The sequence below is a fragment of the Longimicrobium sp. genome (assembly GCA_036377595.1).
GTDB lineage: Bacteria > Gemmatimonadota > Gemmatimonadetes > Longimicrobiales > Longimicrobiaceae > Longimicrobium.
In genome coordinates this window covers 193981-209129 of sequence record DASUYB010000089.1, presented here as the reverse complement: position 1 = coordinate 209129, position 15149 = coordinate 193981, and the positions used below count along the sequence as shown (strand labels likewise).

12 protein-coding genes and 1 tRNA gene are annotated in these 15149 nt (G+C 70.9%); 4 read left to right on the top strand and 9 right to left on the bottom strand.

The features are described 5' to 3' along the window. Positions 1–80 precede the first annotated feature (80 nt). Positions 81–677: a (2Fe-2S)-binding protein gene (locus VF092_13655; GenBank protein ID HEX6748336.1), complete on the bottom strand. Its 597-nt coding sequence runs from the start codon at positions 675–677 to the stop codon at positions 81–83. Between the two features lie 437 nt (positions 678–1114). Beyond that, positions 1115–1420: a hypothetical protein gene (locus VF092_13650; protein ID HEX6748335.1), complete on the bottom strand. Its 306-nt coding sequence runs from the start codon at positions 1418–1420 to the stop codon at positions 1115–1117. 315 nt (positions 1421–1735) lie between these two features. Between VF092_13650 and VF092_13645 the strand changes: the two genes are divergently transcribed. Continuing rightward, complete coding sequence (locus VF092_13645) at positions 1736–3322, top strand: Ppx/GppA phosphatase family protein (GenBank protein ID HEX6748334.1); 1587 nt, start codon at positions 1736–1738, stop codon at positions 3320–3322. Positions 3323–3601: 279 nt separating this feature from the next. Here the strand turns inward: VF092_13645 and VF092_13640 are convergent, their stop codons facing one another. Further along, positions 3602–4450: a hypothetical protein gene (locus VF092_13640; protein HEX6748333.1), complete on the bottom strand. Its 849-nt coding sequence runs from the start codon at positions 4448–4450 to the stop codon at positions 3602–3604. Between the two features lie 234 nt (positions 4451–4684). Next, entirely contained in the window at positions 4685–6376 is a 1692-nt protein-coding gene (locus VF092_13635) for an AarF/ABC1/UbiB kinase family protein (GenBank protein HEX6748332.1), read from the bottom strand. 686 nt (positions 6377–7062) lie between these two features. On the opposite strand from VF092_13635, the gene VF092_13630 reads away from it, so the two are divergent. Next, positions 7063–8118 (top strand): hypothetical protein, encoded by a 1056-nt coding sequence (locus VF092_13630; GenBank protein HEX6748331.1) that lies wholly within the window; start codon positions 7063–7065, stop codon positions 8116–8118. 63 nt (positions 8119–8181) lie between these two features. On the opposite strand, the gene VF092_13625 is transcribed toward VF092_13630, so the two are convergent. Then, entirely contained in the window at positions 8182–9108 is a 927-nt protein-coding gene (locus tag VF092_13625) for a TIGR01777 family oxidoreductase (protein ID HEX6748330.1), read from the bottom strand. 261 nt (positions 9109–9369) lie between these two features. After that, a complete protein-coding gene (locus VF092_13620) occupies positions 9370–10032 on the bottom strand; it encodes a hypothetical protein (GenBank protein HEX6748329.1) in 663 nt (220 codons plus the stop codon). A gap of 218 nt (positions 10033–10250) precedes the next feature. Between VF092_13620 and VF092_13615 the strand changes: the two genes are divergently transcribed. Next, on the top strand, positions 10251–10418 hold the full coding sequence (locus tag VF092_13615) for a hypothetical protein (GenBank protein HEX6748328.1): 168 nt from the start codon (positions 10251–10253) through the stop codon (positions 10416–10418). Between the two features lie 84 nt (positions 10419–10502). Here the strand turns inward: VF092_13615 and VF092_13610 are convergent, their stop codons facing one another. Together VF092_13610 and VF092_13605 are read right to left on the bottom strand one after the other, a co-directional pair. After that, positions 10503–11282 carry a DUF5715 family protein gene (locus VF092_13610; GenBank protein ID HEX6748327.1) on the bottom strand — a complete coding sequence of 260 codons (780 nt, stop codon included), beginning with the start codon at positions 11280–11282 and terminating at the stop codon, positions 10503–10505. Between the two features lie 459 nt (positions 11283–11741). After that, the gene (locus VF092_13605) at positions 11742–14165 is read right to left on the bottom strand and encodes a lytic transglycosylase domain-containing protein (GenBank protein HEX6748326.1); all 2424 of its coding nucleotides are present in this window, start codon (positions 14163–14165) and stop codon (positions 11742–11744) included. A 349-nt stretch (positions 14166–14514) separates the two neighbouring features. On the opposite strand from VF092_13605, the gene VF092_13600 reads away from it, so the two are divergent. Beyond that, positions 14515–14588, top strand: a tRNA-Asn gene (locus VF092_13600). Between the two features lie 236 nt (positions 14589–14824). Here the strand turns inward: VF092_13600 and VF092_13595 are convergent. Next, the gene (locus VF092_13595; GenBank protein ID HEX6748325.1) at positions 14825–14947 is read right to left on the bottom strand and encodes a hypothetical protein; all 123 of its coding nucleotides are present in this window, start codon (positions 14945–14947) and stop codon (positions 14825–14827) included. Between the last annotated feature and the right edge of the window lie 202 nt (positions 14948–15149).

Genomic DNA, 15149 nt, shown 5'->3' with positions numbered 1-15149 from the left:
CCCTCCCCCATCCCTCCCCCCTCGTGGGGGAGGGGCCGGGGGTGGGGGGGACGGCAGGCGGCCCTCAGCAGGTATCCCGCTCACAGCACCACCTCCTTCTCCGCGCCAGCCGCATCATCCGCCATCCGCTCGAGCGCCTCGTCCCCCGGAAGCAGCACCGCCGGCCCGTGCGGGTCGTCGTCGCTCGCGGGGCGGTCGCCGCGGAGGGTGGCGGCGGCCATCTCGACGGCGTCGAGGATCTTGGTGTAGCCGGTGCAGCGGCAGAGGTTGCCGCTGAGGGCCTCGCGGATGTCGTCGCGCGTGGGCGTCACGTTCTCCTCGAGCAGGGCGGCGGCGCTCATCAGGATGCCGGGGGTGCAGAAGCCGCACTGCGCGGCGCCGCAGAGGTCGAACGCGTCCTGCAGCGGGTGCGGCACACCGGGACGGGTACGGAAGCCGGCCAGCCCCTCCACGGTGCGCACCTCGTGCCCCACCGCCTCGTAGACGGGGGTGATGCAGGAGAGGGTGGGCACGCCGTCGACCCACACGGTGCAGGCACCGCAGTCGCCCTTGTCGCACCCCTGCTTGCTGCCGGTGAGGCCGATGCTGTAGCGCAGCGCCTCGAGCAGCGTCCAGTGCGTGGGCACCGCCGCCTGGTGCGTATCGCCGTTCACGCGGAGGGTGATGAGCTCCTTCATCCGTCCCGTCTCAGGGTGCTCCGCGCCGGGCCGTCGATGGCCGGAAGTTGGCGTTCCGCGCGGGTTTGACGAATCTGAACATTACCGCCCGCCCATTCCCCGGTCAACCGCGAACCCAACGCTCGTTCGAACTTCACGCATCCCCCAAAAGACGTCGATCGGATGGTCTGCAACGATGCTGCCGGAGCGTGGCCGGAAGGCTCGGCACGGGGTTGGTATCCGCGGATTGTCGCGGCACGATGATCGTCCGGCCCGCCGACCGGGTCATCGCCGCGCACGTATCAGGGTGCGGGGGCTGGCATCGCCAAAAGACGGCGATCAGGTGGTGTGCAACGATGCTGCGGTGCGTGGCCGGAAGGCTCGGCGTGGGGCTGGTATCCGCGGATTCCTGAGGAATTTACGGGCTGCCGCAATTGATTGTGCATTCCGGCCGGATGTCATTCCGAGCGGCGCCGCTGCTCCGAATCTTCAATCGCGCGGATGCCGGGCGGCGCCCGAGGAATCTGTGGCATGCGTCCGAGCGACAGGCGGCCTGTGGCTCGGAAGCCGGCCACAGATTCCTCAGGCGCCACGGCTTTGGCATGGAGGACAGGTCGGTGCAGCGCCTTCGGAATGACATCTTCCTTCTCCAATGCACAGTGAACCGGAGATTCGGTAGGAAGGTGGTCGTCCTGTCGTCCCACGAAGACGGCGAGCGGGTGGTGCACGATGGTGCTGCCGAGGTGGGGCGGATAGTTAAGCATCGGCTTAACTATCGTCGTTATTGAAGGCAGGATGATCGCCCAGGCGCACGCCGGGTTGATCCTCGCCCAACCCCCCGATCGAATCGGTTGAGAGATTCTCGCCGGCGATGATGCGAGTCGAAGCGCGCGGACGACATCGCCCGCGACGTGATCCGCATCACCCCGATCTGGAGATGGCGGCACGCTTCTGCCGGGGCGGATTGCGCCGATCGTGTATCTCCCGTGGCGCGCTGCTTGACCGCGGCGAGGGTGGCGGTTAGATGCTGCCCGGAGATGCATTCACCAGAGCGAATCAAGACGGTGTGGATGAGGCTGATGCCGCAGCTCCAGCTCCCCGGCAGGCGACGGAAGAAGGCCGACACGGAGGAATCTCCATTCCCGCTGCGCGTGGCGGCGGTGGACGTGGGCTCGAACGCCATCCGCTTCCTGGCGGCGGAGTTCAGCGCGCCGGGCGAGTACCGCGTGCTGGAGGAGGAGCGCGTGCCCGTGCGCTTGGGCCATGACGTGTTCCTCACGGGGAAGCTGACGCCGGAGGCGATCGACGCGGCGGCCGAGGCGATCGCGCGGTTCCGCGCGCGGATGGAGGCGCTGGGGATCGAGGACTACCGCGCGGTGGCGACCAGCGCGACGCGCGAGAGCCGTAACGGCCGCGAGCTGGTGGAGCGCGTGCGCCGCGACGCGGGGATCGAGCTGGAGACCATCACCGGGCAGGAGGAAGCGCGCCTCGTCTACCTCGCCGTGGCGAACCGGGTGGGGATGGGCGAGGAGAAGTGGATCACGGTGGACGTGGGCGGCGGCAGCGTGGAGGTGTCGCTGGTGGACGCCAGCGGCATCCTGTGGAGCGAGAGCCACGTGATGGGCTCGGTGCGGCTGCTGGAGGAGCTGTCGACGGCGGGCGACGAGCCGGGGCGCTTCCAGCGGCTGCTGCGCGAGTACGCGGCCACGCTGCAGATCCCCACCATCGCGGCGCACTGGAACCCGCGCGGGATGGTGGCCACCGGCGGCAACGCCGAGGCGCTGGCGAAGCTGGCCGGCGCGGACGTGGCGCGGGGGAAGGTGGCCGCGGTGCCGCTGCAGTCGCTGCGCGGGGTGATCGAGCTGCTGTCGCGGCTGTCGTACCGCCAGCGCGTGGACGTGCTGGGCCTGCGCGAGGACCGCGCGGACGTGATCCTCCCCGCGGCGATGATCTACGAGCGGGTGGCGTCGCTGGTGGACGCGGCGGAGGTGCTCGTTCCCGCCGTCGGCTTGAAGGACGGCGTGCTGCTCGACCTGGCCGACGACCTGGCCAGCCACCAGGCGCACGAGGACCGCAAGGACCGGCAGGCGGTAGCCGGATGCGTGGCGCTGGGGCGGAGATATCTCTTCAACGAGGCGCACGCGCTGCACGTCTCGCGGCTGGCGGCGTCGCTGTTCGACCAGCTGCAGCGCGTGCACGGGATGGACGCGGCGGACCGGCGGATGCTGCTGGCGGCGGCGGTGCTGCACGACATCGGCGCGTTCGTGGGCTACAAGAAGCACCACAAGCACTCGCTCTACCTGATCGGCAACAGCGAGATCCCCGAGTTCACGCCGCGCGAGACGGACATCGTGGCCAACGTGGCGCGGTATCACCGCAAGGGAGTGCCCGCGGAGCACCACGTGGCGTTCACCGCGCTGGAGGAGGACGACCGTAATCTCGTCGTGAAGCTGGCGTCGCTGCTGCGCATCGCGGACGCGCTGGACCGCGAGCACATCCAGGCCGTGCGCGCGGTGGCGGCGAAGGTCCGCGGCAACCGGCTGCTGCTGGAGGTGGACGGCGAGGGCGACCTGCTGCTGGAGCGCTGGGCCCTGCGCCGGAAGGGCGGCCTGTTCGAGGAGACGTTCGGGCTGGAGATCGAGATGACGGGCGGCGTGGAGGCGTGATCACGCGTCGGACCCCGGACTGTCATTCCGAAGGCGCTGCGCCGCCCTGTCCTCCATGCCGAGGCCGTGGCGCCTGAGGAATCTGTGGCCGGCTCCCGAGCCACAGCCCGCCTGTCGCTCGGACGCAGATCACAGATTCTTCGGGCGCCGCATGACATCGGCGTGCACGAGGGGACGGTGCGGCGGCGCCGCTCGGAATGACAGATTCGCGGGTGAGGGCAAGAGAACGGCCCACGGAGAGGCATCTCCGTGGGCCGCGGTGCGATCTATCGGATCGGTTTACCGGCCGTAGACGCCGATGCCGTAGCGGCAGGGCTCGTCGCTGCAGGTGGTCATGATCGCGCGGACGGTGTAGGTGCCGGTCCGGCGCGGCGTCACGCTCACCACGGGGGTGTCGTCGGTCAGCACGTCCTCCGACACCATCCGCCCGCTGGGGTCGAACAGCCGCAGGTCGAAGTCGCTGCAGTCGTTGTCGCACACGCCGATGATCTGGTAGCGCGTGCCGCCGTTGAGCTGGATGGTGTGGCTGGCGTTGGCGCCCTCGCGCAGCGAGCCGATGTAGGGCTGGTGCGTGCGCCGCAGCCCGTTCTGCGTGGCGATGCGCGCGGCCTCGCCCAGCAGGCGGGTCACCTGCGCCTCCCACTGGTCGCCGCCGCCGCTGTTGTTGTTCGACGAGACGGCGCCGCCGCGCGAGCCGTACACGCCGATGCCGTAGCGGCAGGGCTCGTCGCTGCACGTGGTCATGATCGCGCGCACCGTGTACGTGCCGCTCACGCGCGGGGTGATGCTCAGCACCGGCGTGTCGTCGGTGAGCACGTCCTCCTCGACCATGTTGCCGCGCGGGTCGAACAGGCGCAGGTCGAAGTCGCTGCAGTCGTTGTCGCACACGCCGATGATCTGGTAGCGCGTGCCGCCGTTGAGCTGGAGGGTGTGGCTGGTGTTGCGGCCCTCGCGCAGCGAGCCGATGTAGGGCTGGTGCGTGCGGCTGAGCCCGTTGTTGCGGGCGATGCGCGAGGCCTCGTCGAGGAGGCGGGTCACCTGCTGCTCCCACTGGTCCTGCGCGCGGGCCGGGGCGGTGACCCCCACGAGGGACAGTGCGAGGGCGGAGAAGATGACGGTGCGGTGCATTGGATCTCCTGTGGGTAAGGAAGACGGGGATCGGTGTGGCCGGGCCGAGGCTGCGGCGGGAGGGGTCGGAAGATGCGGTGACCGCTGGGGAAAGCTTATGCGCCGCAACGACATTCTGCCAGAGGGAGCCAGCCCGCCCGCGCCGTCCACGGAGGGATGCAGCGCGGGCCGGAGAGGCGCGGGACGTCTCTCCGGCACGGGGGGAGATGGGCAAGGCGGGGGCCGCGCCCGCGTCTACGGCGCCGGAGGCTTCGCCGGACGGTGCACGTCGGCGCGGACGATGGAGAAGATCAGCCAGAGCCCGAGCAGCGCGGCGGCCAGGAAGAAGAGCATCGCCAGCCCGGGATAGCCCCAGATGGTGAAGCGCGTCTGCACGCGCATCATCAGCGCCGCGCCCAGGATCAGCGCGGCCACGATCAGGCCGGTGGTCAGGCGGTTGGCGATCTTCTGCATCCCCTCCATCATCCACACCTCCTCGGCCACGCGCACGCGCACGTTCACGCGGCCGTCGGCCACGGAGTCGAGCGCGCGGTTGAGGTGGCCGGGGAGCTTCTGCGCCAGCTCGTTCATCTCCAGCAGGTTGGCGAACACCCGCTGCGGGCTGAGCGACTTGAGCATCCGCCGCTGCATCAGGCTGCTGACGTTGCGGCGGATGGAGGCGTTGGGGTCGAACTCCGGGTCGAGCGTGCGGCCCACCTGGTCCAGCGCCAGCAGCGCGCGCCCCAGCATGGCCATCTCCGCAGGGAGGCGGATGCCGTTCTCGGCGGCGGAGCGGAACACCTCGAGCATGATGCGGCCCACCTGCACGTCCTTCGCGGTGGAGCCCTGGAACGCGTTCACCAGGTCGCTGGTGGTGCGCTCGAAGGAGCCGCGGTCGAAGTCCGGCTTCTTCTCGCCCAGGTCGATGGTGATCTGCGCCGCCTCGGGGCCGTGCCCCTCGCTGATGGCGAGGACCAGCTTGACCAGCTGCTCCTGCAGCTCGGGGCTGATCCGCCCCACCATCCCCAGGTCCAGCAGGGCGATGCGGCCGTCGTCGGTCAGGAAGACGTTGCCCGGATGGGGATCGGCGTGGAAGAAGCCGTCGATCAGGATCTGCTTGAGGTACGCCCGGAACAGCTCCTCGGCCAGCGCCGCCCCGTCGATCTCCAGATGCGCCAGCGGGGAAAGGGAGGTGATCTTCTTCCCCCGCACGAACTCCATCGTCAGCACCCGCGACGTGGTGTAGTCGTCGACGGGCGAGGGAACGACGATGCGCGGGAACTCGGCCAGGTTTTCGCCCAGGGTGGAGAGGTTGGCGGCTTCGCGGCGGTAGTCGAGCTCGGCCACCAGCGTCTTGCGGAACTCCTGCAGCGTGCGGCCGAACTCGTACTGGCGCCCCGTCTTCGTGTGCCGGTCCATCCACTGGGCGATCTCGTCGAGCGCGTCGAGGTCCTCCGCGATCTGCTGGCGGATGCCGGGACGCTGGACCTTGACCGCCACGGGGCGGCCGTCGCGGAGGTGCGCGCGGTGCACCTGCCCGAGCGACGCCGCGGCCATCGGCTCGGCCTCGAAGTCGGCGAACGCCTTGCTGACGCGCACGCCCAGCTCCTCGGCCACGATCGTTCCCGCCTCCTCGGCGGAGAAGGGGGCCACGTCGTCCTGCAGCCGGGCGAGCGCGTCGATGTAGGGCTGCGGGAGGAGGTCGGGGCGGGTGGAAAGGAGCTGGCCCAGCTTGATGAAGGTGGGGCCCAGCTTCTCCAGGTCGTCGGCCAGCTCCGACGCCTCGGGCGCGCCGGGCGCGGGCTGGCCGGCCGCGGCGGCGTCTTCCTGCAGCAGCGCGTCTTCCAGCCCGGCGGTCTGCACCAGGTCGCTGCGCCCGTACTTCAGCATCAGCTTCGCGATGTCGCGATAGCGCTTCACGTGCTCGGGCTTCAGCGAGATGCCCATGTCTGCGTGTCCCCCGCGTGGGTGTCGGAGCAAGGAAATTCCGGCAATCGCGCGGCGAAAACGCAGGTATCGTGCGCGAGCCCGCCTCCGAGGCCCTCACCCGAAAATCTGGAAGGGCGAAGACAAACCCCCGTCTTCGCCCTTCCAGATTTTCGACCTCTCCCGACAGCAGGAGAGGTGAACTGCAACTGCAACTCAGTTCAGTACTTATACCGAATCTCCGGATCAATTGTGCATTGGCGGAAGGAATAGGCATGTCATTCCGAAGGCGCTACGCCGCCCTGTCCTCCATGCCGAAGCCGTGGCGCCTGAGGAATCTGTGGCCGGCTCCCGGGCCACAGACCGCCTGTCGCTCGGACGCACGCCACAGATTCCTCGGGCGCCGCCCCGCATCGGCGCGATCGAAGGTTCGGAGCAGCGGCGCCGCTCGGAATGACATCCGATCGGAATGCACATCCATTGCGGCCCGCGGCGCGGCGGGGATGCGTCGTCGCCGCATCATCCCACGCTGTCGGGGAGACTGCGGGTCATCTCGCGCCCGGAGAATCGGCGGTTGTGGGGGATTTCCCCGCGTGCGTCAGGGTCTTTCGGATGTTCGCGGGGTGGGGGAGCGGCAGATTGCGGGCGGCGGCGCGGATGGCCGCTCCATCGCTCGATCGACGTTCACCGAACCCGAGAGCGCACCCATGAGCACTCGTCGCGCCGCGGCGCTCCCGCTGGCCGGCTTCGGACTGATCGCCCTGGGCGTCTATGCGACGGCGCTGACCGTCGCCGCGTCGCCGCTCTTCTCGCGGAACCCGCAGCTGGGCGCCGCCGCGATTTCCTTCGATCTCCTCATCACCGTCCCCTTCTTCTTCTGGCTGCTGGTCGTGCGCCCGCGCGGGATGCGCTGGTTCACCGTCATCCCCGTGGTGATCGCGAGCGGGTACGCGGGGCTGCTGGTGCTTCCCGCGGCGGACCAGCAGTACCTGGGCTACGCGCGGCTGCTGACCGCGCCCGCGGAGGTGTGGCTGCTGGGATGGGGCGCCGTCCGCGCGTGGCGCCTGCTCCGCTCCGGCACGCACCTGCGCGGCGACGTGCTGGCCGCCGTCCGCGCCGCCGTCGGCGAGATCGTGCGCTACCCGCGCATCGCGGATGCCGTCGCGGCGGAGGTCGCCCTGTGCTGGTACGCGCTCCTCTCCTGGCGCGCGAAGCCGGCGGTGGGTGACGCCGACGTCGCGTTCTCACAGCACCGGAAGAGCGGGACGACGGGGGTGATCGGCGCGCTCGCGTTCGCCTGCGTGGTGGAGGCGGCGGGGGTGCACCTGCTGGTGGGCCAGTGGAGCCCGCACGCGGCGTGGGCGCTGACGGGGCTGAGCGTGTACTCGGTGATGTGGCTCGTGGGGCTCGGCCGCTCCATCGTCCTCCGCCCGACCGTCGTCGCGCCGGACGGGCTGCGGGTGCGCATCGGGATGCTGCACGAGGCGCACGTCCCCTTCGAGCGCATCGCCGCCGTCGCGGAGGTGCGCGCGGCGCCGGCGAGCCGCCGCGCGGCCGGGTATCTCCACGCGGCCATCTTCGCCCCACCGCGGCTGATGATCGAGCTGAACGGCCCGGTGGAGGCGCGCGGGCTGTACGGCGGCCGCAAGCGCGGCATCACCCGCATCGGCCTGCTGGTGGACGAGCCTCGCCATCTTGCCGCCGCCCTCCGCCACCGCGTTGGGATCTATAAAGAAAGAATCACACGGAGGGAACGGAGGTAACAGAGGGATGACGGTGCGACGCCGATCTCCCTCCGTTCCCTCCGTTTCCTCCGTGTGAGCCAATCAGTTTTTCTCCTTCAACGCCGCGCGGAGGGCGCCTTCGAGCTCGGGGTGGGCGAAGCTGTAGCCGAGCTGGGTGAGCTTGCGGTGCTCCACTCGCTGGGAGATCAGGATCGTCTCCTTCGCCATGTCGCCGAACGCCAGCTTCAGCGCGAACGCCGGCACGGGGACGAATGCCGGGCGGTTCAGCACCCTGGCCAGCGTGCGCGTGAACTGCTCGTTCGTCACCGCGCCGGCGACGACGTTGACGGGACCGGTGAGGCGCTCGTCGACCAGCGACAGGTACATCACGTCCACCGCGTCGTCGAGCGACACCCAGCTCATCCACTGGCGCCCGCTTCCCATCGTGCCGCCCGCGCCCAGGCGGAACGGCGTCAGCATCTTGGCCAGCGCGCCGCCACGGGCGCTCAACACCACGCCCATGCGCGGCAGCACCACGCGGATCCCCGCGCCGGACGCGGGCGCCGTGGCCGCTTCCCACTCGCGCACGACCTCGGCCAGGAAGCCCTCGCCGCCGGGGCTCATCTCGTCCACCCGCTCGTCGCCGCGCTCGCCGTAGATGCCGACGGCCGAGGCGTTCACCAGCACGCGCGGCTTCGGCTGCAGCCCGGCCATCGCCTCGGCGAGGAGCCGCGTCCCCTCCACGCGGCTGGCGCGGATGCGGCGGCGCTCGCCGGTCCAGCGCTCGCCCACGTTCTCGCCCGCCACGTTCACCACCGCGTCCACGCCGGCCAGCGCACCGGCGTCCACCGAGCCGGACGCGGGGTCCCAGCGCGCCTCGCCCGCTCCCCTGGGGTCGCGGCGGACCAGGCGCAGCACCGTGTGCCCGTCCCTCTCCAGCCGCCGGACGAGCGCCGACCCGATCAGCCCCGAGGCGCCGGCGACGGCCACGCGCAACGGCTGCGGCGGAGCGGTCGATGCAGCGTCCATCTCACCTCCGGTTGAACACTGTTCGGACGGAAAGAAGATTATCTTACCGGCCGGGGCGGCGGGGCGACAGGCGGTTCTCCAGCAGCGACCGGCTCGTCAACAACGAGTCTCACGCAGAGGCCGCAGAGGACGCAGAGAACCAACCTCGGCGCTGAGTTCTCCGCGACCTCTGCGGCCTCTGCGTGAGACTTTTCTGTTCAAGAACATCGGGCGGCCTCCCCGTGTGGGGAAGCCGCCCGAACTGCGTTCGCGATCAGCGGATCAGTAGAAGCGCTGGAGCTGGAGGGTGCTGTTGTTCACCAGCTGGCCCTCCACGCGCACGTAGTCGTTCTGGCGCAGGTTGCGGAAGCGCCCCGCGTCGGTGGAGTTCGAGTTGTAGGGCATCAGCACGGTCAGGTTGCCGCGGTTGGTGCTCAGCCCGAACTGGCCGCGCTGCAGGTCCACCCAGGTCACGCGTCCCTCGGCCTGCGTGTAGCCGCTGTTGCTGTATCCCCCGTTGTTCGTGCCGTTGTTGTAGCCGCCGGTGTTGTTGTAGCCGCCGTTGGCGTCCTGCACGCTGCGGGTGACCAGGATGTAGTCGGTGTAGTAGTTGCCCTGGTTGTCCTGCTGCAGGCGGAGCTGCACCTGGTCGCCCTGCTCCAGCGCGGTCACGTTGTAGTTCTGCTGCTGGTAGACCACCTGCGTGCGGTTGTCGAAGTAGACGTTGCCCGTCTGCCCGTTCTGCGTGGTGATCTGCAGGATCTGGCGCTGCGTGTCGACGTAGCGCACCGTTCCCGCCACCTGGCCGGTGCTTCCCGAACCCGTGGCCGGCCCCAGCACGCCGCCCAGCACGTTCCCCAGCGTGCCCAGGTTGCTGCACCCGGTGATGGCCACGCCCGCGCCCAGCAGCACCACGCCCTTGAGCCCGCGCATCAGTCCGTTCATGGTCGCTCGCTCCTTGTCGTTCGCTCACGGTCTCCGGAGTGGGTGCGGGAGTGGAGCAAACAAGATGCCAGCAATCTTATCCTATCTCCTTGATCTGCAAGATGTTAGATGAACGGTCCCGCGCGGCCCCCGCACGTCGTCCTTGATGACGCGCGCCGCGGCGGCTAGCGTGCGGTCACCCCGCAGTTCCCACCGCGACTCTCCTCGCAGGAGGGAAGATGAAAATCCACTCCAGAGCCGCGCTCGTGGCGTTCGGCGCCGCCCTCGCCGCGGCGCTGCTCGTGGCCGGGTGCGGCAGGTCGCCGACGGACGTCGCCTCGCCGCGCGCCCCGGCCGCACCGGTCGCCCAGCACGTGGACAATCCCGCGCAGACGCCGATGCCGTAAGTCGCGGGAGATGATGGAGATGAAGAAGCCGCCGCCCCGGCTGTTCCGGGGCGGCGGCTCGTTCGTCCTCGGGAGAGGCCGGTCTCAGCGCGAGGGGATGACAATCCGCTGGCCGATGGACAGGCGCGACGAGCTCATCCCGTTCGCTTCCCTGATGCGCGCCACCGTCGTGTTGTGCCGCCGCGCGATCGTCCACAGCGAATCGCCCTGCCGCACCTTGTAGGTCGCGCGCGAGGACGAACTCCCTCCCGAGCGCCGCGATCCCGACGACGCGCTCCGGCTCGATCCGCCACCCGAGCGCGCGTCGACGTAGCGGCGGTACTGGCGCGGGAACACGGCCACGTGGAAGTGCGGCGGCCGGTGCTCCTCGGTGGCCTCGATCACCCCCTCGCCTTCCACGCCGAGCAGCGCCTGCCGCAGCCAGCGCAGGCACCGCCCGCGCGTCGGCTTGCGCAGGTCCACCGCCATCCCCGCCGGGTGCACCGACTCGGCCACGGAGTTGCGCAGCCGCACCGAGCGCGGCCGCGTGGCGCTGGTGATCACCAGCTTCTCGCCGCAGAAGCCGCGGTACTGCGCGGCCAGCCGCTGCACGAAGGTGCGCGTGGTGGGCAGCGCGTAGGGAAACGAGGCGTCGGCCACGCGGTAGTTCTCGTTGCCGCGCAGGCGCACCAGGTCGCCCTCGGCGGCGGCGTTGCGCACGCCGCGGCCGGAGCGGTAGAAGGTCAGGTCCTGGCGCTGGGCCTGGCCGTACATGCGCTCCACGCTGGAGCGCGAGCCGCGCAGCGTCTGCGCGTCCGCGCCCCCGGCCAGCACGCCGAGCGAGGCCAGCAGGGCCAGCGACCCCAGGGTCCGGTCGATTCGCATCGTTGGAAAGGCGATTCGGACGTCGAGCGGAAAGGCGCCGAAGCGGATGGAGATTAGGCTACGTCGCCCATCCGCCACGGTCAACGATCATTACCCCGCCCGCCCGCCCGAAGTTTCGGAAGATGTTGCGGGGTGATGAGATGGGGTCGCCGGGCGAAGGGGGCGAATGAATTCGCTGCAACAACCACACGAAGTCCCCCTTCGGGGACTACACCCACCGGTTCGGCCGAGTCGACGGTGCTCGGAGCGGGCATCCCCGAAGCATGTCATTCCTCGCGGGCAATGATCTGGAGCCGAAGAAGGTGCGGCGCAGCGCTCTCGGAATGACAGAATTCCGTCTCGCGCGCCGATGCATCGTCGGCGCCGCCGCCGGCAGTCCGCGAAGGCGGACTTCGTGTCGTTGTTGCCGCGAATTTATTCGCCCCTTCCCTCCCAACGACGAGCCCCGGCGAACTCCGCCTACTCCCCACCCGCCGCGAGTCCCGGCGAGCGGCGCGGGCCGTACAGGCGGCGGTACACCTCGGCGTTGCGGATCACCACCTTCACGTACTCGCGCGTCTCGGCGAAGGGGATCTTCTCGCGGAAGGCGTCGACGTCGCGGCCATAGCCCAGGTCGCTCTTCCAGCGGTCCGCGCGCCCCGGGCCGGCGTTGTACGCGGCCAGCGCCAGGTCCCGCGCGCCGTGGTAGCGCTTCATCTGGTCGCGGAGATAGCGCGCGCCCATGCGCAGGTTGATCTCCGGCACCGCCAGCAGCTCCGTGGCGAAGCTGCGCACCCCCGCGCCGGGGGCCAGCCACTTCCCCGTCGAGGGCATGATCTGCGACAGCCCCGTCGCACCCACCCACGACCGCGCCTGCCGGTCGAACGACGACTCCTGCCGCACCAGCCCGGCCAGGAGCCAGGGGTCGATCTTCGCCCGCTCCGCCTCGTCCGCCAGGATCTCGCGGTAGGGGAAGGGGAAGACCACGCGCAGCAGCCGCTCGTCCCACGCGCCGCCGCGCGCGTCCAGCAGCCGCCGGCCGATGCGGATGGCCTCCACCGTGTGCCGCCCGTCCCGCAATCCCTCAGCGAGGACGAGGAGCGCGTACGGCCTCGACGACAGCCGCCGCGTCTGCGCCTCGAGCTCCGCCTTCCACGCCTCGTCCGCGCCCGCCTCCTCCAGCGCGGCCAGGCGCCGCAGCACCCCCGCCGCCTCGCCGTCGTCGCCCACCGACACCGTCCACGCCGCGGGGCGGGCGACGGCGTCCGCCAGCGGGTCCGCGCCCAGCCGGTCGGCCGCGCGGATGGCATAGTAGGCCACGGGATCGGCGGCGATGGCGGCGGCGTACAGGGCGCGGGCGCGGTCCGATCGCCCCGCGCGCTCGTGCAGCACGCCGGCCAGGTACGCGGCCTCGGCCGTCTTCTCCCCCCGCGGCCAGCGCGCGGCATGGTCCTCCCACGCCCTGGCGGCGCAGACGTCGTCGCCCGCCTTGCGGCAGCGGTCGCCCACGCGGAACATCGCCTCGCGGGCGTAGGGGGATGAAGACGCGGCGGCGCGGCGGTAGTCGGCGATCGCCGCGTCGCGGTCCGCCGCCGCGTCGCCCAGCAGGAACCAGGCGCTCCCCGCGGCCGCCGTCCCCGCGCGGCGATCGGTCAATCTCCGCAGCGCGGCGATGCCGTCGTCCTCCTTCCCCAGCCGCACCAGCGAGCGCGCGGCCACGAGCTCCGCCTCCGCGGCGCCCTCGCCGTCCAGCGCCTCCGCGGCCTTCAGCGCCCACTCGCGCGCCGGCTCGTAGTCCGCCGCGTCGAACATCAGCCGGGCAACGTGCAGCCGCGCCGCCCCGTCGTCCCGCGCGCCGCGGGCAAGAGCGACGCGCAGCGCCTTCGCGGCCAGCCCGGGCTTCTCCGCCGCCTCGTACGCCGCCGCGCGCGCCAGCTGCTCGTCGGCCGAGAGCTCGACGGACAGGTCGCCCAGGAGACTGGCCGCCGCCGCGCGCGTTCCCGGCGCCACGCGCGCGCTGGCCGTGGCGCTTCGCAGCTCGCCCCGCGCTTCGGACGCGCGCCCGTCCGCGGCGAGGAGCCGCGTCCGCTGCACCTGCAGCTCCGCCGCGAGCGACGGGTCGTCGTCCGCCAGCGCCGCGGCTTCTCGCCCCAGCCGCGCCGCCGCGCCGGCCTCGTCCCCGTGCGCGGCGCGGTACCGGGCCTCCGCGCGCGCCGCCCACGCCCGGGCGGCGGGGGATCCGCCCGTCGCCGCGGACGCGGCGGAGGCATCGCCCGCGTCGGCCAGCGCGTCGGCGCGGAGCGCGGACATCCAGTCCGCCACCTCGGGGAGGTCGCCGGCCGCTTTCGCGAACGCGTCCGCCGCCGCGCGGTCGTGGTCTCCCGCGCGCAGGACGCGGCCCAGGCGCGCGTACGTGGCGCCACGGTCCGAGCCGGCGGCCACGCGCGCGTAGCCGCTGTACGCGCGCGCGGCGGCGTTCCAGTCGCGCTCCGCTTCCTCCGCGCGGCCCAGCAGCATCAGCCCGGCGCCGTCGCCCTCCTCCGCCAGCCAGGAGCGGCCGTCCAGCAGCCGGCGGACGTGGCTCCAGCCGTCCCACCCCGCCGCCGCGCGCGCCGCCACCAGCGCCACCGAGGGCGGGAGATCGCCGGTGTCGTCGCCCGCGAAGTCGCGGATGGCGTTCCATGCCGCCCACGGCCGCCCCTCGTCCAGCCGCGCCTGCGCCGTCCGCGCGGCGATGAGCATCCCCGCGTGCCTGACGGTGCGGAAGGGGTCGAGCTCCGCCTTCGGCTCCAGCTCCGTCACCCGCGGCAAGTCGCGCACGGCGGCGGACGGGCCGCCCATGAGCAGCCCGGCGAGCACCCCGGCGGCGGCGGCCAGATGGACGAGGTTGGGGGAACGCTTCATCGGTCCTGCGGTGCTGCGTGGTGCGCGGTCGTGCGCCGCGCCGCCCGGGCACAGGCACGATCCGTTCCGAACCCGTTGCATGGTAACGGGTTGCGCGGAGCGCTGCGATGGATGGGATTGCTCCGTCAAACCCTCCGCCCGCGCCGATGTTCCCCGGCTGCGGGCAGAGCGGGCGTTCCGCGGCGGTCCGTGCAGCATGCCGCGACGGCCGGTGCGCGGATCGGGACGGCGCGCGTAAGGTGCGCAACGGGCGGGAGATACGGACGCGAGGGGCGGCGGCGGGACGGGTTGACAGGGGAGGAGGGATAGGATATCTTCAGGCCGCTCCGGAGACGGAGCGCATTTGTTTGCCCGTGTAGCTCAGTCGGTTAGAGCACCTGACTGTTAATCAGGGGGTCGTAGGTTCGAATCCTACCGCGGGCGCTTGGCTAAAGCGATGGCCCTGCAACGATTTGCGTTGCAGGGCCATTGCGTCTTTACTGTCCAAAAACAGGATTTTGGGATATGTCGGGGTATGTGAAATGCTAGGTACCGCCCCCTGCGAGGTTATCAGGGGGCCGACTGATCAGCTCTCACCAGTATTCACCCCTCTCAGCTCCATCAAATTGTCGCGCGGCAGCGTGGTTAGTCAGGGGGTCGTAAGTTCAAGCCCTGTCGCCTTACCGCCTCGCGCCACGGGAGGCGGCCACGCCGCTCATGAAGCCCGCGACCAGCGTCATGGCCACCTCGGGCCCATGCTTCACCACCAGCTTCCGCGGCCGCTCCTTCAGCTTCTTCTTCACGCCAGGCTCCTGGTTGTCAGCTACCGCCACCCTGCCGGACCGTCGGCATCCCACATGCCGTGGCGCCGCCCGCTGCTGTATCGATCGTGTAAGGACTCGACCCCCCGGTGAAAGGGTTGGGTTGTGACGAGCTCGTTACACACTCGGATGTTTGATTTGCCTTCCAGCGTGTTCTGCCCCTATTTGACTTCATACACACTTG